The organism is Paraburkholderia sp. (genome assembly GCF_050742655.1).
Classification (GTDB): Bacteria; Pseudomonadota; Gammaproteobacteria; order Burkholderiales; family Burkholderiaceae; genus Paraburkholderia.
Genome location: NZ_JBOIGG010000003.1, coordinates 83752 through 107461 on the forward strand (window position 1 = coordinate 83752; position 23710 = coordinate 107461).

The 23710-nt window shown below is 61.5% G+C and carries 24 protein-coding genes; 8 read left to right on the forward strand and 16 right to left on the reverse strand.

All coding sequences use genetic code 11. The features are described from left to right. Positions 1-2 precede the first annotated feature (2 nt). The 11 genes from ACREXZ_RS05550 to ACREXZ_RS05600 all read right to left on the reverse strand — a co-directional run bounded on the left by ACREXZ_RS05550 (position 3) and on the right by ACREXZ_RS05600 (position 10686). On the reverse strand, positions 3-380 hold the full coding sequence (locus ACREXZ_RS05550; protein WP_431763044.1) for a hypothetical protein: 378 nt from the start codon (positions 378-380) through the stop codon (positions 3-5). Between the two features lie 32 nt (positions 381-412). Then, on the reverse strand, positions 413-1330 hold the full coding sequence (locus ACREXZ_RS05555) for a LysR family transcriptional regulator (RefSeq protein ID WP_431763045.1): 918 nt from the start codon (positions 1328-1330) through the stop codon (positions 413-415). Between the two features lie 101 nt (positions 1331-1431). Beyond that, positions 1432-2133 carry an EthD family reductase gene (locus ACREXZ_RS05560; RefSeq protein WP_431763046.1) on the reverse strand — a complete coding sequence of 234 codons (702 nt, stop codon included), beginning with the start codon at positions 2131-2133 and terminating at the stop codon, positions 1432-1434. A gap of 2 nt (positions 2134-2135) precedes the next feature. Then, positions 2136-2666, reverse strand: a complete 531-nt coding sequence (hpaC, locus tag ACREXZ_RS05565) for a 4-hydroxyphenylacetate 3-monooxygenase, reductase component (protein WP_431763047.1) — start codon at positions 2664-2666, stop codon at positions 2136-2138. A gap of 19 nt (positions 2667-2685) precedes the next feature. Next, the gene (locus ACREXZ_RS05570) at positions 2686-3894 is read right to left on the reverse strand and encodes an acyl-CoA dehydrogenase family protein (RefSeq protein ID WP_431763048.1); all 1209 of its coding nucleotides are present in this window, start codon (positions 3892-3894) and stop codon (positions 2686-2688) included. A gap of 38 nt (positions 3895-3932) precedes the next feature. Further along, on the reverse strand, positions 3933-5288 hold the full coding sequence (locus ACREXZ_RS05575) for an MFS transporter (RefSeq protein WP_431763049.1): 1356 nt from the start codon (positions 5286-5288) through the stop codon (positions 3933-3935). A gap of 285 nt (positions 5289-5573) precedes the next feature. Further along, the gene (locus tag ACREXZ_RS05580) at positions 5574-6257 is read right to left on the reverse strand and encodes an SDR family NAD(P)-dependent oxidoreductase (protein ID WP_431763050.1); all 684 of its coding nucleotides are present in this window, start codon (positions 6255-6257) and stop codon (positions 5574-5576) included. A gap of 24 nt (positions 6258-6281) precedes the next feature. After that, positions 6282-7619, reverse strand: coding sequence for an NAD(P)/FAD-dependent oxidoreductase (locus ACREXZ_RS05585; RefSeq protein WP_431763051.1), 1338 nt, complete (start codon positions 7617-7619; stop codon positions 6282-6284). Positions 7620-7645: 26 nt separating this feature from the next. Then, the gene (locus tag ACREXZ_RS05590; protein WP_431763052.1) at positions 7646-8434 is read right to left on the reverse strand and encodes an amino acid ABC transporter permease; all 789 of its coding nucleotides are present in this window, start codon (positions 8432-8434) and stop codon (positions 7646-7648) included. A 44-nt stretch (positions 8435-8478) separates the two neighbouring features. Then, positions 8479-9297 carry a substrate-binding periplasmic protein gene (locus tag ACREXZ_RS05595; RefSeq protein ID WP_431763053.1) on the reverse strand — a complete coding sequence of 273 codons (819 nt, stop codon included), beginning with the start codon at positions 9295-9297 and terminating at the stop codon, positions 8479-8481. A gap of 60 nt (positions 9298-9357) precedes the next feature. Further along, positions 9358-10686: an NAD(P)/FAD-dependent oxidoreductase gene (locus tag ACREXZ_RS05600; RefSeq protein ID WP_431763054.1), complete on the reverse strand. Its 1329-nt coding sequence runs from the start codon at positions 10684-10686 to the stop codon at positions 9358-9360. A gap of 139 nt (positions 10687-10825) precedes the next feature. On the opposite strand from ACREXZ_RS05600, the gene ACREXZ_RS05605 reads away from it, so the two are divergent. Together ACREXZ_RS05605 and ACREXZ_RS05610 are read left to right on the forward strand one after the other, a co-directional pair. After that, positions 10826-11728, forward strand: coding sequence for a LysR substrate-binding domain-containing protein (locus ACREXZ_RS05605; RefSeq protein WP_431763055.1), 903 nt, complete (start codon positions 10826-10828; stop codon positions 11726-11728). A 245-nt stretch (positions 11729-11973) separates the two neighbouring features. Beyond that, entirely contained in the window at positions 11974-13095 is a 1122-nt protein-coding gene (locus tag ACREXZ_RS05610; protein WP_431763056.1) for an L-dopachrome tautomerase-related protein, read from the forward strand. A 17-nt stretch (positions 13096-13112) separates the two neighbouring features. Here the strand turns inward: ACREXZ_RS05610 and ACREXZ_RS05615 are convergent, their stop codons facing one another. Both ACREXZ_RS05615 and ACREXZ_RS05620 read right to left on the reverse strand, forming a co-directional pair. Beyond that, entirely contained in the window at positions 13113-14789 is a 1677-nt protein-coding gene (locus ACREXZ_RS05615; RefSeq protein WP_431763057.1) for an FAD-dependent oxidoreductase, read from the reverse strand. A gap of 379 nt (positions 14790-15168) precedes the next feature. Next, positions 15169-16110 (reverse strand): LysR family transcriptional regulator, encoded by a 942-nt coding sequence (locus ACREXZ_RS05620; RefSeq protein ID WP_431763058.1) that lies wholly within the window; start codon positions 16108-16110, stop codon positions 15169-15171. 120 nt (positions 16111-16230) lie between these two features. Between ACREXZ_RS05620 and ACREXZ_RS05625 the strand changes: the two genes are divergently transcribed. From ACREXZ_RS05625 to ACREXZ_RS05645, 5 genes are all read left to right on the forward strand, one after another. Next, the gene (locus tag ACREXZ_RS05625) at positions 16231-16971 is read left to right on the forward strand and encodes a glucose 1-dehydrogenase (protein WP_431763059.1); all 741 of its coding nucleotides are present in this window, start codon (positions 16231-16233) and stop codon (positions 16969-16971) included. Then, positions 16968-17876, forward strand: a complete 909-nt coding sequence (locus ACREXZ_RS05630; RefSeq protein ID WP_431763060.1) for an SDR family oxidoreductase — start codon at positions 16968-16970, stop codon at positions 17874-17876. Before ACREXZ_RS05625 ends, ACREXZ_RS05630 begins: the two co-directional genes overlap by 4 nt. Before the next feature lie 62 nt (positions 17877-17938). Next, on the forward strand, positions 17939-18667 hold the full coding sequence (locus ACREXZ_RS05635) for an SDR family NAD(P)-dependent oxidoreductase (protein ID WP_431763349.1): 729 nt from the start codon (positions 17939-17941) through the stop codon (positions 18665-18667). 5 nt (positions 18668-18672) lie between these two features. Further along, the gene (locus ACREXZ_RS05640) at positions 18673-19098 is read left to right on the forward strand and encodes an ester cyclase (protein WP_431763061.1); all 426 of its coding nucleotides are present in this window, start codon (positions 18673-18675) and stop codon (positions 19096-19098) included. A 74-nt stretch (positions 19099-19172) separates the two neighbouring features. Next, positions 19173-19562 carry a RidA family protein gene (locus ACREXZ_RS05645; protein ID WP_431763062.1) on the forward strand — a complete coding sequence of 130 codons (390 nt, stop codon included), beginning with the start codon at positions 19173-19175 and terminating at the stop codon, positions 19560-19562. 17 nt (positions 19563-19579) lie between these two features. Here ACREXZ_RS05645 and ACREXZ_RS05650 read toward each other — a convergent pair whose 3' ends face one another. After that, positions 19580-20329: an SDR family NAD(P)-dependent oxidoreductase gene (locus ACREXZ_RS05650; RefSeq protein WP_431763063.1), complete on the reverse strand. Its 750-nt coding sequence runs from the start codon at positions 20327-20329 to the stop codon at positions 19580-19582. A gap of 95 nt (positions 20330-20424) precedes the next feature. Here ACREXZ_RS05650 and ACREXZ_RS05655 point away from each other — a divergent pair, with 95 nt between their 5' ends. Further along, a complete protein-coding gene (locus tag ACREXZ_RS05655; RefSeq protein ID WP_431763064.1) occupies positions 20425-20805 on the forward strand; it encodes a winged helix-turn-helix transcriptional regulator in 381 nt (126 codons plus the stop codon). A 183-nt stretch (positions 20806-20988) separates the two neighbouring features. On the opposite strand, the gene ACREXZ_RS05660 is transcribed toward ACREXZ_RS05655, so the two are convergent. Both ACREXZ_RS05660 and ACREXZ_RS05665 read right to left on the reverse strand, forming a co-directional pair. Then, positions 20989-22566 carry a tetratricopeptide repeat protein gene (locus ACREXZ_RS05660; RefSeq protein WP_431763065.1) on the reverse strand — a complete coding sequence of 526 codons (1578 nt, stop codon included), beginning with the start codon at positions 22564-22566 and terminating at the stop codon, positions 20989-20991. A gap of 106 nt (positions 22567-22672) precedes the next feature. Continuing rightward, positions 22673-23593, reverse strand: a complete 921-nt coding sequence (locus ACREXZ_RS05665; protein WP_431763066.1) for a MipA/OmpV family protein — start codon at positions 23591-23593, stop codon at positions 22673-22675. Positions 23594-23710 lie beyond the last annotated feature (117 nt).

Here is a 23710-nt window from a genome sequence, read left to right on the forward strand (position 1 = left end):
CGTCAGGCGTTGCCGGCAGCGACAGGCGGAACGGTCAGCGCACGGCCAACCCGTGCTTCGATCTTGCCGTAGCGCCACAGGTTGTACTCGCCGACGGGCGTCGTGCGGTACAGATTGCAGACGGCAACGGCGGTATCGAAGTCGGCGACATCCGCCATGATGTAGAAAGTCCAGGGCGCACTGTCGGCCTGACCGACGACGAGCCGGTCGTCATCCATTACGCCGAGTACACGCACGTTTTCCATCGATTCGACGGAGCTGAGCATCGTGCCGTAGGCTTGCCATACCTCGCCGATCCGGTCGCGCGGCAAGTCGAAGAAATTCTGTGAGACGGCGCAGCAGAACAGCACGCGCAACGGCAGGTTTCGAGTGTCGGTCATGGGGAATATTCCTTTAGTGTGGTCAACAGGCGCTAGGCCGCGGGCCGATAAAACATGCCGCGGATGGTTTCGCGTAACCACGCAATGCCCGGGTCCGCGGCAAATTGCGTGTGCGAATGCACCTGAATTTCGATGGGCGGCAGCACGAACGGCAGCGGCAAAATCCGGAATGCCTTGCCGCGATTGAAGCGCTGCGCGATGCTCTTCGGAAAGATAACCGCGAGATCCGTGTTCATCACGATCTCTGGCGCGACGACGAAATGCGGCATCCTGAGCACGACCTCGCGCTTGAGGTGTAGCTCGTCGAGCCACTGTTCGACCATCCGGTGGCCCGTTGCGTTGGTACTGGCGTAGACGTAACGCAGCGCCATGAGATCCTCGCGCGTCGGCTTCGTCTTGCGTAACGGATGTCCCGCGCGGACCACGCAGACGTGTTCATCGATGAAAAGCGTCTGGCTCACGCAGCCCGCGTCGAGTCCCGGCACATAGCCGAGTGCGAGATCGACCTCGCCGGCGCGCATCGCCGCGCTCACCGATGCGACCGGTACGTTGACCGCCTCGATGTGAATGCCGCGCGCCTCGCGATCCAGCAGCGCGAGCAGAGGCGGCAGGAAATAAAACTCCGACATGTCCGACATCGAGATGCGAAACACGCGTTGAGCGGTGGCCGGCTCGAACCTGGCAAGCTGCTGCACGGCCTCGTTGATGATCGTGAACGCCTGCGCGAGCGGAGGGTAGAGGTGGTGGGCGGCATCGGTCGGCGCCATGCCGCCTGGCGTACGCACGAAGAGCGGGTCTTCGAAGAGCGTACGCAGCCGGCGCAGCGCGTGGCTCACGGCAGACTGCGTGAGGCCCAGACGGTCCCCCGCGGCGGTGAGGCTGCGTAAATCCCAGATGGCGAGGAATACGCGCAGCAGGTTCAGATCGGCGATGCCGAGGTTCGGCTTCATCTTGCGCTTGCCTCCCGGACGAGCGGCGATCCGCGAATCAAGCGTTTTGTTGTCGCGCCGTGGCTGTTTGTCATGACGGTCGATGGCTTGGCGGAGGCCAGTCAATGTGACGCGAGATTACCGTAAAAGCTCCGCATCGCGTAGTGCGGGGTCGCCCCGCCATAGGCAGGCAACGCGTGGAAATCGCGGCGCATCGCGTCGCGCACGGGGGATGCGAGCGCGCGGGCAAGCGCGGCAGGATCGTCGAATACGACCTTGTTCCGCTGCATGGCGTTAGCCTGCGCGAAAGGCAAGCCGCTGCGGCTGTCCACACGCGTGTAGATCTCGAGCTCCCGGAGCGCAGGTAATTGCAGCATCAACGGGGGATGATGATCCAGGTAATGGGTGAGCCACGCGGAGAAATCTTCGGCTGGGCCCTCGTAAGCGACGAGGCAGGTGCATCGCTGGGCGGCGTCTCCTGCGGACACGATCTGTGGAGGAGCAAGCGCGCGCACGGCCATGACCTGTTGCGAGAACGCGTGTGCATCGACTGTCGCAAGCGACGCTGCATACAGCGCATCCTGGACGGCTCCCGCGGGCCGGAGCGCTGCTTCCAGCGCCGTGAGGTCGTCGAAGTACCATTGGAGCACGCACGGCGGCGAGTCCGGATTCGCGGCGATACGCGGATCGACATGGGCTTCGATCGACTCATGCACGATGAGCCGGCGCAAACCATCGATCGCGTTCGCTGCGTGTCGCAACGCAGGGATGTCGAGCGACGACGTGCGACCGTGCGCTCCGATCAGAAACAGGCAGACTTCCATCGCTAGCTCGCCGTGCACGCTTCGGTCGCGCGTACTAGCCGGTGAAACTGCCTGCCGAAGTAGATGAGGCCGTCGCCTTCGTCGCGCAGCGATATGTGTTCGATGCGCACGAACATCACCGAATGCGAGCCCACGGTCGTGGTTTCGCAAAGCGTGCCTTCGAGGCTCGCGATCGCATCGGCGAGTACCGGGACGGGCAAATGTCCTTGCTTCCACGCGGCCCCGTCGAAGCGTTCATCCATCGTGCAGCCGGTCATGCCGGCGAACAGACGCGCAAGAGCTTGGCTGCGTGCGCCGAGCACGTTGATGCAGACGTGCCGGTTGTCATGCAGTACGTCGTGCACGTAGCTGGACTGATTGATGCACACGAGCATCGTCGGCGGGGTGTCTGTCACCGAGCAGACTGCGCTCGCCGTGATGCCGCAACGGCCACGCGGGCCGTCGGTCGTGATCACGTTGACCGCTGCCGCGAGGCGGGCCATTGCGTCGCGAAAGATGGTGCGTGTTTCGTCCGGTGTGTCGTCCCGTGTCATCGCAGGGGCTCCGTGTCGATCAGGGATAGGGCGTGACCGGCGGGATGCCGACGAAGAGCGCACCCGATGCGTCGTACGTGCCCTCGCCGAGGAACGCGTGCTGTGTCACGACGATGGAGTCCCGCACAAGTCTCTGCAAACGATTCTCGCGATAGATGGCGGCCACACCGGCCATCTTGTAGGCCTGCATCACGACGTCGGCACAGGTGTGCGCCGCGTGCGTCGCGGAGAGGCGCAGGAGGTTCGCCTCGGCGGACGACACTGGATCGCCGGCGCTGACGGTGCGCCACGCAGCTTCCGCTGACTCGAAGAAAAACGCCCGCGCGCTACGCAGCTGCGCCTCGGCTTGAGCGAGACCGGTGCGGTAGTAAGCGCGATCGGCGAGGCGTGGTGCACCCGTGGTGGTTTGCGTCACGCCTGACATGCCTGCGAGCAGATCGAGCGCCGCGCGCGCAAGGCCGATGTTCACCGACGCATGCACCTGCGCCTGATAGGCAACTGCCGGGTAGCGATAGAGCGGCTCGTCGATGAGCGCGGCGCCACCTCGCACGAAGGTCCATTGCTCGTCGACGTACTTGTCCTTCAGGCGCAAATCGTGACTGCCGGTTCCCTGCATACCGACGACATTCCAGTTCTCGACGATCTCAACTTCGCTTGGCGGGAAGACTGCTGTAAAGGGCTTGCCTGCGTTGCCCCCCTGGCTTGCGTCGCCCGGCACGCCACCGATCCCCACGCCGATCCAGTCGGCGCCTTTGCAACCGCTCGCGAAGCGCCACTGTCCACTGACCAGAAAGCCACCGGGCGCGCTCACGGCTTTCTGCAGCGGATAGAGCCCGCCCGCGAAAACCTGATCCGGGCCGGACGCGTAGATGCGTGCCTGCGTTTCGATCGGCAGTGCCGCGAGGTACGTGTTCGCGGAGCCGAACGCAGCGACCCATGCAGTCGAACCATCGACGACGGCGATGCGTTCGAGTATCTCCAGAAAGCGCGGCGGCGGGAGCGCATCGCCACCAAAACGCTTCGGCGTACTCGCGCGGAAAATGCCGGCACGCTTCATCTTCGCGACCATGTCGCGCGGAACGTGCGACAGACGATCGAACTCGTCGCTGCGGCGTTCGACTTCATCGATCAACGCATCGAGCGACAGGGAACCGGGATACTCGGGAAAGTCCTTGATCGAATCGTCGCTCACGCGGGCGGCGGAGTGTGCAGTGTGCAGGACGTGCATATGCGATACCTCGTGGGAAATCTGAAGTGACGGCGATGTCATTCGGCGCTCTGCTGCGCCTTGATACGCATCGCTTTGGGAAAGGTCTCGCGGGCGAAGCAGGTGGCGATGACGGTGACGAGACCGAGCGCACCGAGGTAGAGCGCGACCGGCACCGCGCTTCGATAATGCGCGAGCAACGCGGTGGCGATCATCGGCGAGAGACCGCCACCGAGCACCGAGGAGATTTCCCGTCCGACGCCGAGCCCCGAGAAGCGCAGGTGCACCGGAAACATCTCGCTGATAAACGCGGGCTGCGCGCCTTCCAGAATGCCGAGCGTGAGGCTGTTGGCCAGCAGGAGGGCGGTGATGATCTTCCAGTACTCTCCGGAACCGAGCAGCGCGAAGTAGGGCCACGCGACGAGCACCATCGCAATAGAGCCGACCAGATAGACGGGCTTTCGTCCTACCTTGTCCGTGATATGTCCGACGAGCAGCGAGACGGGAATCATCAGCAGCATCGAAAGGGTGAGTCCTCCGAGTACCCAGCTCGATTTGATGCCGAGAAACTGGCTGTACGCGAGCGAGAAGGCGAAAAAGATGTATGACGCGCCGCCTTCGCCGAAACGCAGGCCGAAGACAGTCAGCACTTCGCGCGGACACTGCCGCAACACGTCGACGACCGGCATCCGGCTCTGGCGACGCGTTGCCCTCGCTTCGACGAATGCGGCGCTTTCTCCAACCGATCGACGCATCCATAAACCGAGCGCAACCAGTGCGACGCTGCCGAGGAACGGCACGCGCCAGCCCCAGCTATGGAAATCGGCAGGCGCGAGATTTTGCACGAGCAGAAATGCGCCCGTCGACAGAACGAATCCGAACGCTGCACCGCAGGGACTCCATGCTGCGAGTGCGCCGCGTTTCGACGCCGGCGCATTTTCGTGTATGAGCAGAATGCTGCCGCTCCATTCGCCGCCTGCAGCGAGGCCCTGCAGAATACGCAGCAACACGAGCAGGACAGGTGCCGCGATGCCGATCTGCTGATAGGTCGGCAACAGGCCCATCAGCGTGGTCGCAGTACCCATCGCGAGGAGAGTGAACATCATCACGACCTTGCGGCCATAGCGGTCGCCAATATGACCGCTTAGCACGCCGCCGATCGGTCGCGCGATGAAGCCCACCGCGAAGCCGCCGAACGCCGCGACGGTGCCAATCAGCGGATCGGTTCCGACCGGAAAAAACAGCTTGCCGAACACCAGCGCGGCAGCGGTGCCATAGAGAAAGAAGTCATACCACTCGAGGATTTGCCCGAGCACGGCGGTGGTCACCGCGCGACGCATCGCGCTTGGCCGGTAAGCTGATCGAGGCGCGACGAGCGGCGCGCTCAGGTTGGGATTCACGGCGTCATGGTTCATGGTGGAGGGCGAGCATGAGTTGTGTTTCCCGCTTTTCCATCGTTCCGGGCGGCAGGGGCGAGTCACATCGAGACGACATGGCTCAACGATAGGAGTCGCGCAGGCGCCGGTCAAATTCAGGCCAAAAATGCGCGATATGAATCGCGTGCATGGGGGATGCACGTTAGCCCGCGTTGCATCAGCCGGGTTTATCGATGCATGGGGTTCTACATGATTTGCCGCGTGGGCGAGTCCGCGGGTCTGGACGTTGGCACGAAGAAGGCGAGTCGCGCTACGCCTATGCCGCTAGAACATATCCTCGTGCCGGCAATTGACGAGAATCTCGGCGACGCTCGCGGAGTTCGGCATCTCGATCGTATTGGCAACCAGACGCGCGATATCGTCAGGTTGGGTCATCGCCTCCGGCGCGAGATCCGCGATACCGGCCGCCATTTCCGTGTTGACGAATCCGGGGCATATCGCGGTTGCACGCAGACCGTCATCCCAGCCGGCGCGCCGTACGGCATGAGTGAGTGCGACCGCCGCATACTTCGACATCGGATAGCCCGCGTTGAGGTTCTTCACGCGCTTGCCCGATAGCGACGCGATCTGGATGAACCGTGCATCGTCTGCACGACGCAGATGCGGCAGCGCCGCCTGGATGAGCCGGAACGGCGCCTTCACGTTGATGTCGAGCGTTTCCTCGAGCAGCTCGTCGGTGCCGTCTTCCAGGCCGATGTGCGTGCAGATTCCCGCATTGCTCACCAGCACGTCGATGCGGCCGAAGCGCTCGATCGTCGCGTCGACCCAGCGGCGGCCCGCGTGGGTGTCGCGTGCCTCGTATGAGAACGTGAACGCATCGAAAAGACCACCGAGCGTCGACGGATCCCGCACGCCGAGCGACAGCAGGTAGCCGCGTCGCGACAACTCGGTGGCGATGGCGAGTCCAATGCCGCGACTCGCCCCGGAGATCATCGCTACTTTTTGCATGAGGCTCTCCTCGGAAGCGTGGCCTTAGAAGCCCGCGTCGATGACGATTTTCGTCCCATCGCTGAAGCGGTTGAAGCGGAATGCATGCGGATCGACGAGCGGCGTATCGTTCGTCACCAGATCCGCCATCAGTTTTCCGGCGGCTGGCCCGATGCCAAATCCATGCCCTGAAAAGCCGGTGCCGATAAACAGGCCCGGCACGGTATCGACACCGGAGATGACGGGAATCGCATCGGGCGTCACATCCATGTAGCCTGCCCAGCGCTGCGCAATACGCGCATGCGACAGATGCGGAAAAGCCTTGGTGAACTCGCGTAGACCCGCATCGGTGTACTCGACGATCGGCTCGGGATCGAGCGTGCGAACCTGTTCGAATGCCGTAGGGCGATCCAGCGGCCAGTGACGCGGACGGCGCAGTTCATCGAAGAAACGCGCGCCGATGCCGATCCGCAGCGAACCCAGCTGGCTCTTGAGCGCCTCGATGTATTTAAAGAACAGGCGAAACGAATCGGGCGTGAGATCGCTATACGTGCGAAAGCCGGGAGCGACCGTATAGCCGCCATCGGCCCGCTTGCGAAACGCGAACCGCTTGTTGCTCGCGGAGCAGGTCGGGCCACCGTCCAGTGGTTCGGTACGCAGTACCGATGCCCTAACCAGCAGTTGCGGCACATCGATATCCAGGTTGCCGCAGAACAGCCGCGACCATGCGCCGCCGGCGACGACGACGCTGTTGCAGCGGATCGTGCCGTATTCGGTGACGACCGCGCTGACACGTCCCGCACTCGTTTCGACGCCGCGTGCCGCGCATGGCGTCAGGATCTTCACGCTGCGTTTGCGCAGCGCATTGGCGATCGCGGGCGCAGCCTTTTGCGGTTCGGCACGGCCGTCGCCGGGGGTATAGAGTCCGCCTTTGAACGCTTTCGTCGCGCCCGGTAGCAATGCGGCGACCGCTTTTCCATCGACCTCGCGTGTGTCGAACGCATCGCCAGCGACGTGACGTGCGTTGTCGAGCCACACGCGATGCTGGTTCATGACGTCGTCTTCCTCAGTCATGTAGAGAATGCCGCATTGATTGAAGCCGGTGTCGATGCCAAGCGTCTCATCCATCTTTCGCCAGAGCTTCAGGCTTTCGATGCTCAGCTCGAATTCGCGCATGTCGCGATGAGTGACGCGCACCCAGCCCCAGTTGCGGCTCGATTGCTCGCCTGCGATATGGCCTTTTTCGCAGAGCGCAACCTGCAATCCTTTGTCGCTTAGATAAAGCGCCGTACTCACGCCGATAATGCCGCCGCCGATGACAACGACGTCGACCTGCGAAGGCAAGATAGTGTCGTTGGCGACCGTCTCTACTTGAGGTCCCATAGTGGTCGATGTCCCGCTCGTAGTGGCTAGTTATGCTGGTCGGCGATGCCTGTCATTGCGGAAGCCTGCGCCTTGCGTTGCCGGCGCGACGCGCCCGCGTTCGTGTTGCCGCGCGTCGGGTTCGAATAGCGGTTGGTCCAGCGGTCGATATGGTTGATCGCGTGCGTGAGCGGCACCGTGACCAGCAGATACACCACGCCCGCGGCGACCAGCGGCGACAGGTTCGCGGTATTCACCGACGTATTCTGGCCGATCGTAAACAGATCACGCTGCGACGTCAGAAGGCCGAGAAAATAGACCAGGCTCGAATCCTTGACGATCGAAATGAACTGGTTCGCTAGCGCCGGCAAAATGCGCCGCACGCCTTGCGGCACGATCACGTGACGCATGCTGCTCCAGTACGTCATGCCGAGCGCCTGACACGCGGAGAGCTGCCCGCGTCCCACGCTTTGAATACCGGAGCGGAAAATCTCTGCGATATACGCGGACGAGATCAGCCCAAGCGCGACGATCGCGAGCGGATAGGGATTGGGCCCGAAGATCGAGAGTCCGATGGGCGCGAGTCCCTGGCCGACCAGCAGGATCACGAGGGCCGCGGGCAGCCCGCGGAACACGTCGATGAACACCTGCGCGGGTAGCATCAGCCAGCGGGTATGCGATACCGCCATCAACGCGAGCACCATGCCCACGACGATCCCAAGCACCGTCGAAAATATCGACAACACGAGCGTGTTGACGAGACCCGTGCACAGCAAGGACGGCATCGACGAAACGAGCAATGGCCAGTCGAGAAAATTCTGCAGGAAAGCATTCATGGTGCGCTCCGTGTTGAGCGTCGACAACGTGCGATCAGACGCGCTCAGCTACCGGTTTTCATCGCATACGGCGGAAGGCTCGCGGGCTTCGGATAGCCCGGATGAAACTGCAGATACAGCTTCACCCATGTTCCATCGGCGACCAGCTCGTCGATGGTCTTGTTTAGAGCGGCCTCCAGCTTCGTGTTGCCTTTATGTACCGGAAAACCGGCGGGCAGATTGACCGCCGAGATGTCGAGCTTGTCGGCGATATTCATTTGCGGATACTTCGCCTGCAATCCTTCAACGAGCGTCTTGTCGACGAAGTAGCCGTCGATGTATTTCGAGCGTAACGACAGGAACCCCGTGTTCAGGTTCGGAAAGCGCACGATCTGCGCGCCCGGCAGATAGCTGTCCGAATACGTGTCCTCGATAGTGCCTTGCACGACACCGATTCGCTTGCCCTTCACCGATGCGGGATCGCTGGTAATCACGCTGTCGGGTAAGGTCGCAACGCTAAGCAGACCGGTCAGATAGCCTTCTGAGAAATCGACCATCTTCAGGCGCTCCTTCGTGATCGAAATCGAGCCGGCAGCCAGATCGATCTGCTGGCTCGCGACGCTCGGCAGCAAGCCGCTGAAGTCCTGCGCACGGAACTCCGTACTCAGGCCGAGCTTTGCTGCGACAGCGCGAAGCAGCTCGACGTCGAAGCCCGTCATCTTGCCGTTGTCGATATACGAATACGGTTTGTTGTTCGCATCGACGCCGGCGATCAGCTTGCCCGGCGTTAGCGTGCCGACGTCGTCAGCACGCGCGTTGCCTGTCAACGCAAGCGATAGCGGTACGATGACCGCGATGAGACTGAGAAGGTGGCGTAAGCGCATGATGTTTGCTCCGTCGAGAGGACCTGGACTTGCGATGCAAGGAAAAGGGTGGACATGCTGTCAGGAAAGAGCGGCACGTACGCGGCCGCTCCAGAGATCGTCGAACTGATAGAGGGCCGTGCCGACCGGCACGGTCAGGCGGCTGGCGATACCCGCGCGGCTGACCGGAAATGCGCCTTCGCCGAATGCGCCGAGTTGCGCATCGAGTCCAAGCATATGTTTCGCGACGCGCGTGCCGAGATAGCTCATCAGCGCGACGCCGTTGCCGTTGCAACCCAGTGCGTAGTGAATGCCGTCCTGCTCGCCGATGTGCGCGAGCTTGTCGCCCGTCATCGCGACATAGCCCTTCCACGCGTGCGTGATGCGCACGTCGCGCAAAGCGGGCCACAACTCGATCATCTTCGCGTGCAGCATCCTGGCCGCGTCGCGCTCGCTGACTTCGCGCATCGCGGGGCGGGAGCCGAACAGCATCCGCGTGCCGTCGGGCGATGGCCGCGTGTAGAACAGATTGCGCTTCGAATCGCTGATCATCCGGCGCCCCGGATTCAGCACAGCCATCAGGCCTGGCGGCAGCGGTTCCGTGGCGATCTGGTAACTCGCGACCGGTAGCACGCGTCGCGAGAAGAACGGTAACAGTCGCCCGGTATAGCCGTTGGTCGCGACCAGCACATGCTTTGCGTCGACCGTGCCGCGTACGGTGTGAATCCGAAAGCCCGTGTTGTGCTCATTCCGTTCGATTCGCTCCACGCCCGCATGCGAATGCAGACTCGCGCCGCAACGCCGCGCGAGATCGCGCAACGCACGATGATATTTAGCCGTATGAAGGCCGCCATATTCGTCGACGAGAATGCCGCCGTAGTAGTAGTCCGAGCCGATCACCGTATGCTGTTCCGCGCGCGGCACGACATGGACCGTGACGCCGGTCTTGTCGCGCAGCAAATCGCCCTGGCGGCGCAAACGCTCGAAGTGGCCTGGGGTGAATGCGCCGAAGAAGCGGCCAGTGATCTGCAGATCGGCGTCGAGCGATTCATCGGCGACGAGGCGCTTCAGATAGTCGAAGCTGGCCATCGACTCGCACATCAGCCGTCCCAGCCGTTCCGCCGACACCCCGCGAATCGCGTTGGTCAGCGCAAGTTTCTGTCCGCTCGACACCATGCCGCCGCTGCGCGTGCTGCCGCCTGCGCCGATCTCGGCGGCGTCGAGCACGGCGACGCTGGCACCGTGTCGCGCGGCTTCCGCTGCCGCTGACAAGCCGCAATACCCGCTGCCGACGATTACCACATCGACGCTGGACGGCAACGCGTCGCGCACCGTCTCGGGTGGCGCCGCGTCCCACCAGTACGGAGCCGCACGGAAGTCGTCGTGAAACAGCAGGGCATCGGAGCGCATCGGATAGTGCAGGGGACGGGTTGCGAACCAGTCTAGATTTGCGCCGTCCATCCGGTCAAATACCGCCAAAAAGGCATGCTATTCAATTTTGATATGGCAACCTGAAGGCGGAAGCAACGAAAGCAGACGAGGCGAGTGGATGAATCAACGTCAGATCGAAGCGTTCCGGCTGGTCATGTTGCGTGGCTCGATGACCGCGGCCGCCGAGGAATTGGGCACGTCGCAGCCCAGTATCAGCCGGCTGATTGCGGAACTGGAGGAGTCGTCGGGGCTGGCGCTGTTCACGCGCAACGGTGGACGCATTCAGGCCACGGATGCCGGCAGTGCGTTCTATCGCGAAGTGGACCGGAGCTTTGTAGGCCTCGAGAAACTCGCGCACTCCGCACGCGAGATTCGCGAGCTAGGAAGCGGCCGTCTGCGGCTGGTCGCATCGCCCGTGCTTGCATTGTCATTTGTGCCCACCGTAATCGAGCGGTTTCTCTCGACGAATCCACGCATCGTGATATCGCTTGAGATGCGTAGCGAGGGAACGATCCAGCGTTGGGCGTCGTCGGCCTATTGCGATGTCGGATTCGCCACGACGACGCCCGACGTGTTCGGTGTCACGAGCGCCGAGCTATACCGGCTGCCTGGCGTGTGCGCACTGCCGGCCGGACATCCACTCGCGGCACGCAAACGCATCCATGCACGCGATCTGCGCGGCGAGAGTTTGATCTTGCCGTCGTATGCGGACGATACGCGTTCGTCGCTGGATCGCGTGCTGCGGCAGGCGGAAGTCAACCAGGTGCCGACGATCGAAACGCCATACGGTGCGACGATTTGCGCGATGGTGTCGCGCGGGTTGGGAATCGGCGTCGTGAATCCGCTTGCAACTGTCGACGCGAATCCCGCGAAGATCGCGTTCCGGCCGTTTTCACCGGACGTCATGTTCCGCGGTTTTACCGTGTGTCCGAACCTCCAGTACACGAACCCGATCGTCGACAGTTTTCTGGAGGTCGTGCGCGACGCGATGGCGTTCGAGGTTAGACATTGGGGGAAATGATCCGGCGCGTGGGCGAGGACACGAAAAATCGCAATGGCATGATCTCGCCGACTCCTTGCTGATTGCAGGTGCGATTTCGACCCGGTCCGCTGCAACAGGGTTCATGCCCGTGTGAGCCGCGATTGCGCCGGTTGTGGCACGGTAGTGCGCGGTGGCAAGACTGATGGCAGCGCGGAGGTTTATTATTTAATCCGCGTTCGTTCAGCTAGTCCGAACTGGCAGACCACCTGACAAGAGGACACGAAGTGAAGATAGCAAAGCTTGCGGGAAACGCGGTGTTGTGTGCCGCCATGGCTGGCGGTATCTCACCGGTTGTATCGGCCGAGGCGCAGGGCGATTACGGACCACCTCTCGAAACCGTCAAGACCTTCGACACGTTCAAGCTCGTGGGTATCGGCGTGTCTCACGAAGGTCGTATCTTTGCCAGTGCCCCCGCAGCCCAGTCCGGCGACAGGCTCGTCGAGGTCGATGCGCAAACCGGCGCGGTGACCCCGTACCCCGATCAGGCCTGGAACACGTCCGGCACCGACACGGAGCATGAGTGGGCGGTCCCTCAGGCGATGTGGGTCGACAAAGCCGACCACCTGTGGGTGCTCGATTCCGGGCGGGCTGTGCTGGCGGCCGCGGGTCCAGGAGCGAAGCCCAAGCTGGTCGAGTTCGACCTCGGCAGCAACACGATCATCCGCAGCTATGGCTTCGAGGGCACAGTTTCCGCGACCGACTCCATCAACGACGTACGCATCGACCTGGTCCATCAGTACGCGTACCTGACCAACGTCGGTAGTCGCGGTAGTCTGATCGTGCTGAACCTCAAAACAGGTCAATCGCGGCAGGTTCTGGTCGGCGATCGCTCGACTTTTGCCGATCCTCAGCAGCATCTGATGATCGGGGATCAGCCTGCGGAAACTGACGCGGGCAAGCAGGTTGCGATCCACGCCGATGGCATCGCCCTCTCTCCGGACGCCAGATGGGTCTACTACCGACCGCTGACCGATCACCACTACTGGCGGGTGCCAACCCGTGCGCTGATCGACATCGGGCTGACCGCCGACCAGTTATCGCGGAAGGTGCAATATCTCGGCTCGGCCGAACTGACCGGCGGTTTGATCATGGATCGGCATGGGACGCTTTACGGTGGCGATCTCGAACACAGCACCGTCGTTGCGCTGGACATCGATCCCGCTACACACCACGTGAAATCGCGCCTCTTCGTGCGCGCTCCTGGGCGGCTTTCCTGGGCGGATGGTTTCGCCATCAGCCAGGGCTACCTCTACATCGCGGACTCCCACCTCTGGGAGGTGGCATTCAAGAATCGTCTGCCGCGTTCCGGACCGTTCACCATTTTCAGGGTGAAGTTGCCGGGATGACCGCCGGCTGACAGGCGCTACCGAACGTCTGCGGCCAGGTACTGGTGGAGCGACTGCATGACGGCCGCTCCTTCGCCCACCGCTGCAGCGACCCTCTTGACCGAGCCGCTACGAACGTCGCCCACTGCAAAGATTCCCGGCTGGCTTGTCTCCAGACAGTGCGGAGGGCGCTCTGAAGTCCACTTGTCGTCCGTGCCGGCTCCGGTTAGTACGAAACCTGTTTTATCGAGGGCAACGCAGTCGCCGAGCCAGCCGGTATTGGGCTGCGCTCCGAGAAACAGGAAGACATGCCGGATAGGTTTGTGCTCGATGCGCCCCTGTCGATCCCATTTGACGGATTCCAGTGCTGTATCGCCGCACAATTCAGCAAGCTGTGTATGTAGATGAAGCGTGATATTGGCCGCAGCGCCGATTCGTTTGATCAAGTAGTCGGACATGCTTGCATTGAGTCCGTCGCCCCGAATCATGACGTGAACATGGCGCGCAAATCCTGACAGGAACACCGCGGCCTGTCCCGCTGAATTCCCACCGCCGACGACAATCAATTCTTCGTTGCGTGCGAGCGCGGCTTCCATGAACGTCGCGCTGTAGTAAACACCTCGTCCCTCGAAGTTCTCGATGCGGGCAAGCGGTGGCTTTCGATAGCGTGCGCCGGTCGCGATGATGACGGCGCGCGCGAAAACGCTCTCGTCGTAATTGAGCCTGATATGAAAGGGCGGTGCGCCCCGGCACTCTATTCCGAGCGCTTCGACAGGCACGCCCACCTCGGCGCCGAATTTTCGGCATTGAGACAAACCCCGGCCGGCAAGCGCTTGCCCCGTGATGCCGGTTGGGAATCCAAAGTAATTTTCGATCTTCGAACTGGTTCCGGCCTGGCCGCCCGGCGCTTTCTTGTCCACGACCGCGACTTTCAATCCCTCGGAGGCTGCATAGACCGCGGCCGCGAGGCCTGCCGGTCCGGCGCCGACCACGACGACGTCGAAGTGCTCGCCATCTAACCTGTCGGGACTCAGACCGATTGCATCAGCCAGTTCGCGGGTATTCGGTTGCTTGAGCACCACGCCTTGCAACGTGATGATGACCGGGACATCGGCACCCGTTGCACCGTGGCGAGTGAGTAGTTCGGTTGCCTCTGGATGCTCGACGATATCGAAGTAAGCCGAAGGTTGACCGTTGCGGCTGAGAAAATGACGCAGGCCGAGCGTAGCGGCGGACGATGTGCTGCCAATCACCAGGACGCCCCCGAACTGACCTTGGATAAATGCGACCCGGCGAAGAATAAAGGCACGCATGATGGTTTCGCTTAGCTCAGCTTCTGCGATCACCAGCGCGCGTAACGACTCCTCGTTGATGACGATGACTTCACACGCCGAAATCGCGCGTGCAGTGGCTACCGCGGCACGACCGGCCAGTGTCCCGACCTCGCCGGTGAAATTTCCCGGCCCATGTATGCCCAGCACGTGAGGACCATCGGGGGCGCTTCTCGTCACCTCGATTGATCCGGAGACGACAGCGAACATGGAGATGTGGCGTTCACCCTCGGTGAACAGCACCTCGCCCGTTTCCAGCCTGCGCCGCTCGCCATATCTTTCCAGCAACGCAAACTGTCTGTCGTCCAGCACCGGAAAAATCTGATGGTGACGACGGCCGCCTTGCACCAGATCGTCGGACGGTCCTGAGGATTTGCTGCTCATGGTCGTTTCCATGTCGGTGGGCGCGTCGGGCAACCCTGTGGGCGTGTCCTTGAATAGTACATCCGCGCGAATCCGGGATCGAAGGCGCAAAAGTGGCCGGCGAGGGTGCTGAAAGCGGCGGGGTTGTCTGCCGCGTGTGATCGGATCGGCAGGGGCGGCAATTTAAGTTCTCTTTAAGCAACGCCGCGTACAGTACACCTGCCTGACGAAGGCTTTTCACACATTGATGTATTCGCCTGCATCGGGCCGGAAGTACGATGCACTCTTGCAGCAGCATGAGTTGATAGCTGGAACCGATGGCCCAAGCCGACCCTGCGAGGTCGGCTTTTTCATGGCCGGAACGTATTGCCGGTGGTTGAACATTTAACCGGCTGAAACTTCAGCCGCCGTGGATTTTCCGCGCACCCGTCTGGCGGATCGGCTCTGCCAGTTCGATCAGCAGGTTGCGTAGCCACCGATGAGCCGGGTGAGCATCTGTCCGTCGATTCCAGAGAAGATGGAACGTTACCGGGGCAACCTGAATCGGTAACGCATGGATGCTCAGTCGTTCCGCGACACTGCAGTTGGCTGCGATTCCGAACATCACGGTCGCGATGTAACCGGTTTCCGCGACCACGATAGGGGCGATGTAGGGATGTGCCACGGAGATACCCACGCGCCGGGCGCGACCCATCTCTGCGAGGGCGATGTCGACGACACCTTTGCCGTCGCCTTCCGGAGAAATAAGGACGTGAGTGGCTGCGACGAACCCATCCACCGTATCGAACGACGAAGAAGCGGGCGAGCCCGCACGCGCGATGCCGACGAACGGCTCATCGAACAACGGGTAGTGAAGAATTCTCGTCTCGTTTCCCGGCGCTACCCCGATTGCGAGGTCGACGTCCCCGCTATCGAGAAGCGCGATGGCATCCCGGCGATCAACGAAGGAGCGTGCCCGCAAATCGATGCCCGGAGCGCTGACGGACAGCTTTGCGGCGAGCTGGGGCAAAAGAACGTAGGCAGGGTGATCGGCGAGCGCAAGCGTGAATACGTGGTTGCTGGTCGCTGGATCGAAAGCCGGCTCCAGATGAAGGGCGGTGCGGACAGTTTCAAGCGCCTGCCGAAGTGGAAGCGCGAGATCGCTTGCTCGAGGCGTGGGAGCAAGCCCATGCGAACTGCGCACAAATAGCGGATCCCCGGTTGCTTTCCGCAATCGAGCGAGGGCCGCGCTCATAGCCGGCTGACTAATCCCTATGCGCGCCGCCGCGCGAGTGACGTGCCTCTCTGCTATCAACGCGTCGAAAGCCACTAGCAGGTTCAGATCGAAGCCTTCAATATCCATGCGGTGAATAATATCAAATAAACGTCATTTGTTGGATATATGCCGGTGCACTTCCATACTCCATTCGAAGCTGATGGCTCAGTCAGCGAGATAGTCGAAATATCGAAGGAGAGGTTGCCGATGTCTGTTCCATCTAATGTCGCGATCGTCACAGGCGCTTCGCGTGGTATCGGTGCCGCGATTGCGCGCCGATTGGCCGCAAGCGGCTTCGCTGTGATCGTCAACTATGTTTCAAATAAGGAGGAGGCAGACAACGTTGTCGCCTCCATCACCGGGGCCGGCGACATTGCATATGCCATACGGGCCGACATCAGCAAGGCGGATGACTTTGCTCGATTGTTCGACGAGGCGGAGACGAAGGCAGGCCCTGTTGCACTGCTCGTCAACAACGCCGGCCTCATGTCTGCGAAGCGTATCGCGGAGGTCGACGATGAATGGTTCGACCGGCTGTTCGCGATTAACGTGCGGGGCACGCTCAATGGCTGCCGTCTCGCCGCGACCCGGCTTGTCGACGGTGGTGCCATCGTCAACCTCTCGACGAGTGTGATCGGCATGTCCCCGCCGGGATACGGTCCGTATTGCGCTAGCAAGGCGGCTGTCGAGGCACTCACGCGCAGCTTGTCGAAGGAGCTGGGCGCGCGCGGAATTCGCGTCAATGCCGTGGCGCCAGGGCCGACGGATACCGAACTGCTCCACGATGCGAACACACCGGAACGGACGCAAAGTTTTCGCGACATGACGCCGCTCGGTCGTTTGGGCAAGCCCGATGACATCGCCAACGTGATCGCTTTCCTTGGCACGCCTGCTGCAGCGTGGATCAACGGACAGACTATCCGGGTCAATGGAGGCATCGTTTCATGAGCCAGCAACAGACCATCCTGATCACGGGAGCCGGCTCCGGCTTCGGCAAGGTCATCGCTCTTGAGCTTGCGCGGGCAGGGCACATCGTCTACGCGTCAATGCGCGACGTTGGCGGGCATTCAAAAGAACGGGCTTCGGAATTGCGTGCCGTCGCCGACAACGAAAAGATTGCGCTAAGACCGGTTGAACTCGATGTGCGAAGCGAGGAGAGCGCACGGGCTGCGGTCGATCTGATTCTTGCGCAGGAAGGGCGCATCGATGTGGTGATCAACAATGCCGCGATGATGATGCACGGACTGACCGAGGCGTTTCGACCCGAGCAAGTTGCGGAAATTATCGATCTCAACGCGATCAGCTGGGTGCGGGTGAACCGGGCCGCATTGCCTGCGATGCGTCGCGCGGGCCGTGGCCTGCTGGTTTATATCGGCAGCGGCATCAACCGGTTGCCTGATCCGTTCACTGGTCCGTACGCGGCGTCCAAGGCCGCCGGCGATGTGCTCGCTGAAGTCATGGGACTGGAGGTCGCACGCTACGGTATTGAGACCGTCATCGTTCAACCCGGTGCATACACCACCGGTACCAACCACTTCAAGCATGCGGTGAGCCCGATCGACACGGAAGTGGTGTCGCAGTACGGCCGTCTCGAGGGTCTTGCTGGAGAGCTGGCCGAACGTCTTGATCGGACCAATCTGCCGGACCGACGTCACGACGTCGAGGAGGTGGCTGAAGCCGTTCGCGACATCGTCTCGATGACGCCTGGGACACGCCCCAGACGAGTCGACGTCGATCCGCAAGGTCGAAATGTTGGTCGCATCAATGACGTCACTGCCGAACTGCAGCGTGACTACTTCCGTCGGTTGGGCGTTGAAGACCTGCTGCGGCCGAGTATCGAAGGTGCGGGGTAGTGAAGTCATCCTGGCGGTGGATTGCTGGGCAATGAATAAACATAGATGAGGTCAAATTGACGGTGTTAACTGAAACGACAGGCAATGGCGTAAGAGCGAAGGTCGCGGTAGTCACGGGCGGTACGCGCGGCATAGGAGCTGCCCTGGCTCGTGAATTCATTGCACGTGGCTTTACCGTCGTGATTACCGGACGTCGTGCGGACGAAGCCGGGCAAGTCGCGCGGGCGCTTTCGAAAGAGGGCGTGAAAGTATCTGGATACCCCCTTGAAATTGGCGATGAAGAATCGGTTGTCCAATTCGCGGGCTGGCTTAAGAACAGCTTTGGAACGATCGATGTGCTTGTGAACAATGCCGGGGCGCACTTCGATTTCGCGAACGATGTGCTTGCACCGGATCTGGCGGCTGCGGAGATGGCATTCGGGACCAACGTAGTCGGTACGTGGCGCATCACGACAGCATTGCTGCCGCTGATGGATCGAAGCGGCCGCGGCCGTATCGTTAACGTGTCCAGCGATATGGGCTCGTTGAGTCTGCATTACCCGGGAGCACCGGGTTACAGCCTTTCTCGTGCAGCGCTGAATATGCTCACGGTGAAACTCGCAGACGCGTTGCACAGCGAGCGAATCCTGGTCAATGCAGCATCGCCTGGTCATGTGCGAACCGCGCAAGGTGGCCCGGATGCACCGCTATCGGTGGAGGAGGGAGCGACTGCTGTGATACATGCCGCGTTACTTCCCGATGATGGTCCGACTGGTCAATTTTTTCGTGAATCCGCTCCGGCGGCATGGTGAACAACATGGTTTCCAACAACGTTTCCCGGTTGATGCAGCGGTTTTACGCTGCATTTGAAAAGCAGGATGTCGATGCGCTCAGGGCGGTAGTGACTGAAGACTGGCAGGATATTCCGCTCGCGCCGACGCAGACCCCTGGATCCGACGGAGTCGGTCCGGTGTTCGCGATGCTGTCAAACGCATTCGACTCCCTTGAGGTCATCGTCGACGATGTGCTGGTCGATGGCGATCGCGTCGGTGTGCGTGCGCGAATGAGCGGTTTCCACGTCGGCTCGCTGTTTGGCGTGGAGGGCAAGCAGGCCAGATTCAACATCGCACTGCACGAATTTCACGAGATTCGGGACGGACGGGTTGCACGCACCTACCATCTTGAGGACTGGCTCGCTTTCTTTACGCAGGTAAAAGCATTTCCAGCTTCACCCCAGGATTGAAAATCCAGCGCAGCATCGAGCGTGAGGTGGAGCGGAAGTGGCGGCCAGAACTTAAACCTTCTACAGACGAATCCATGATGCGAGCAATCAACCCGGCTGGACAATCGATTCCCCAGCCTTCGCAGGCCATGCTGGTTTCCGGCGACAACCTGCTGTTCATTTCCGGGCAAGTGGCATATGGAACTGAAGGGGTCATCGGCACTGATCTGGAGACTCAACTCGACGAGGCGTTCAAGAATCTACGGACCGTTTTGCATGAGGCCGGTGCCACGTTCGAGAATGTGGCACGTCTAACCCTCTATGTGGTGGACTACGATCAATCGATGCTGTCGACGATCCGATCTGTCCGGGGACGTTACATCAATATGGAACGTCCTCCCGCAAGCACGCTACTTGGCGTTAGCGCCCTGTTCCTTCCTGGAGTCCTTGTCGAAGTTGAGGCTGTAGCAGCAATTCCGCGGTAGGGTCTCGACCGGTGCCCCTAGACCTGCGCCGATCCGCCATCCACGAAGAGTTCGCTTCCTGTGACGAAGCTGCTGTCGTCGCAGGCGAGAAAGAGGGCGGCGCTTGCCGATTCGGCCGGGTCAGCGAGACGACCGAGTGGGGTGGTCGTCTCAACGAATCGGATCATCTCCTTGCTCGTCTCGTCCGACGACGCGAGCGCATGCCAGCCCGGTGTCGACGTGGCACCCGGCACGAGCACGTTGACGCGGATCTTGCGCGGCGCCAGATCGAGAATCCAGCTGCGCGCGAAATTGCGAATGGCTGCCTTGCTCGCACTGTAGACGCTGAAAGCCGGCGCCCCGGTGACCTGGGTAGTCGAACCGGTAAGGATGATCGAACTGCCGTCCTTGAGCAGCGGTAGCGCCTTTTGCACCGTGAAGAGCGTGCCCTTCACATTGGTCGCAAAGGTCTTGTCGAAATGCTCTTCCGTGATCTCCCCGAGTGCCGCAAATTCGCCGCCGCCGGCGTTCGCGAAAAGCACGTCGATGGTGCCAACTTCCTTTTTAATTGTCGCAAAGAGACGGTCCAGGTCGGCAAGATTTGACACGTCGCCCTGAATGCCGCACGCGTTGTCGCCGACTTCGGCGACTGCTGCATCGAGCTCTTTCTGGCGTCGCCCACTCATGTAGACGCGCGCACCTTCCTGTGCGAAACGCTTTGCCGTAGCGAGACCAATGCCGCTATTCGCTCCTGTCACGACAGCGACCTTTCCTGTCAGCTTACCCATCTTGCAATCTCCCGATTCGGTTGGAGTCGTGATTATGGGTACGCACGATCTGATATGCTAGTACCTACCAAAAGGTAAGTACGGAGAATGATTCGATGGAACAGCGATCGCAGGGTTGTGGACTTGAAGTTGCGCTCTCGGTTGTGGGCGGGAAGTGGAAGCCGCTTGTGCTCTATCACCTCAATGGCGGACCGCGGCGTTTTGGCGAACTGAGGCGCCTCGTTGGTGCGATCAGTGAGAAGGTTCTGACCCAGCAGCTTCGAGAGTTGGTGGATGACGGGATCGTGATCCGGCGGGACTACCGCGAGGTGCCGCCGCGGGTCGACTACGAGATGACGGGTTTCGGACGAACGCTCGCGCAGGCGCTGATGCCGCTTTGCGCGTGGGGCGATGCGAATAGACAGCAGATCGAACGTGAGCTGGATAAGGCGACTGGGGAGGAAGAACGGGCGCTGGACTCTGAGGCGTCGAGTTGAAGAAGCTGCGTCGTACGACCGTGGTTTGGGCGCACAACGGGTCGGCCAGTTTGACGAAATCCATCCGATTCCGACGAGATGCCTGGCGAGATTTAAAGTTGATAATTTATCTTATGTCAAATACTATGCCCAAGCTACATCGACTGCCGAACGCAGCCAAAGCAGCTTCTCGACGGCACTGCTTCACCCACGCGACAACGCATCGATTCCCATCCGCAGCACAGCAACCACACCCGCCCAATCCCCCGGCGAAGTTTGCCGGAACAGACGCGCCGTCGGGTACCACGGACTATCCCTTCTACCGAGTTGCCACCGCCAGTCCGGCATGAACGGCAACATGAGCCATAGCGGTTTGCCGAGCGCGCCGGCCAGGTGCGCGACCGCTGTGTCGACACTGATCACGAGGTCGACACGCGAGATCAATGCCGCGGTATCGGCGAATGTGACGAGCCGCGCAGACAAATCCCGTAGCACCGCGCGCTGTTCCAGCTGGACCACACACGCACGGTCGCCATCGCGCACATCCTGCTGAAGCGCGAAAAAATCCGCATCGGCATCGAACAGCGGCATCAGTTGTTCGAGCGGGATCGAGCGCCTGCGATCGTTCACATGCGTTCGACTCCCCGACCACACGATCCCGACACGCGGCCTCCGACCAACATGTGCATCTGACGCAAACAGATCGTCCCATTGCGCGGCGCGTGCATCATCAGCACCAAGGTAAGGACCCACCATCGCGAGATCGCCCGCGCGGATTTTCAGCGCAAACGGCAGGCTCATCAGCGGAACGTGAAAGTCGAACGGCGGCACGGGTGCCGTTTCGCCGATGACTTCCGCAGTGCCCGGATAGTGCTGGAGCAACGGCAGCAACGCATCCTGAACGCGCAATACAACCCGCGCGCCAGCGGCACTCAGCCGATCGACGAAACGCACGAACTGCAGCGTATCGCCGAACCCCTGCTCGTGATGCACGAACACGGTCTTGCCGGCGAGCGACTGCGCACCGGTCCAGAGCGTATCGACGGGAAAACCGTGGCTTGATGTCCCGTCGCGCCAACGCCATTCATATTCACGCCAGCCGTGCTCGAATTCGCCGAGCAGCAGATTTGTCTGGGCGCGATTGGTGCGCGCGCCCGCATCGTTCGGATCGATCGACAGCGCTTTTTTGAATTGCAGCAACGCATCGTCGAAGCGCTGCAGGTCACGCAGCGCTACACCAAGATTGACGTACGCGCGCACGAAATTCGGCTTGAGCGCGATCGCCTTGCGGTACGCGTCGAGTTCTTCGTCGTGACGCTCCATCCGGCCGAGCAGCGAGCCGCGGTTGTAGTGCGCTTCGGCGAGCTGCGGCTGTTTCGTACAGATCTGCGTGAGGATGTCGAGTGCCCGTTGCAACTCGTCCAGCGCGATCAGCGACATCGCCATGCCGTGCAACGACGGCAGTTGACCCGGAGCCTGCGCGACACAGCGCTCGAACAGCGCGACCGCGTCGGCATGACGGTCCGCGAGCTGACACACCTGTGCCGAGAAATTCAGCTGTTCCGCGGACATCGACATCCGCGACGACGCCCGCGTCATGTAGTCAGCCGCACGCGCATGATCGCCCTGCTTCGCCGCAATGAAACCGAGCCCCGCCAGCGCATCGCCGTGGTCCGGAACAGTCGACAGGATGCCGTGCAGCAGTTGCGCGGCCGCGTCGAACTGGCCGCTCATCAGGTGCCTTTGCGCGGCGGCGAGCGCTTGATCGATATCGTGATTCATGAGGAGGTTCACTGCGAGGCGGTGGACTGTCGACGGAGCGAAAAGCGCACATTGTACAGAGGCCGTCTCGTTCCACGCAGTGCGCGCCCTACCCGTTCAGAACCCCTCAAAACGCGTAATTCACCGACACGTCGACCACCGCGTTCGTCGAACTCTGCGTGATCGGGCTGTGCGCCGCGCGGCCGACCAGCTGCTCGATCGCGCCGTCAGCGGTCATGAACCAGTGCTTGCGAAAAAACCAGACCATCGTGATGCCCGCGCCGACCGATTTCAGCCCTGCATTCGCCGAGTAGCGCGGGTAGCCGGAGCGCACCGACTGTTCGGAACTGACACCGAACCAGCGGTTCATGTAGCGCGAATCCGCGAACGTCATCGTCGGGCCGCCAAACCAGTAGAACTTCTCCGAACTGCCCGGCAGCGGCATGTACGCACCCAGATCGCCGACCCAACCGTCGGTGCCGCCGAGGCTGCGGCGAATGTCCGCGCGCAGCACGAGCGGGAAATCCTTCGAGATCACGTAGTCGGTCGCGATCTTGATCTCCGGCGCCGCATTGATGTTGCCAAGGCCGTGCAGATGCTGCTGGTCGTCGGCGGCACGCCTGCCGAGATCGTAGGCGATCGCGATGCTGGTGCGCCAGTGCGTGCCGTTGATCACGTTCGCGCCGATACCGTCGCCCGTCGACGCGAAGAACAGGTCGCGGTAGCGCAGATCGAAGCTGGGGCCGGCCATCATGTGGTAGCGGTCCGCACCATCGTAGCGCGGCTGGAACGTCGTCGCCGCACCGAGGCGGAACTGCCAGTCGGGCTGGCTCTCGCCATACAGTTTTTGCAGCGGAATGCCGGACGAATACTGCCATTCCGCGAGCGGTGACGGGGTTTGCGCGTGCGCGGGCGTGCAGACCGATATCGCATAGCCGCACACGATCGTTGCCACTGTGGCAGCGCTACGACCGCCTTTTCGCCATGCTCGCTTTTGTGTCCGCTTCCCTGCCCGCTTGCGTGTCGCTACTGCCGTTTCGATCCGCATTCTTTGAACTCCCGGCGAGGCGCCGACGGTGTTGCCGGCAAAAAGCGGCGATTGTTCGCGTACCGGGATGCCGGATGCGATCGCCATCGCGTAAGAACGACGCGGCCGGAATGCAAG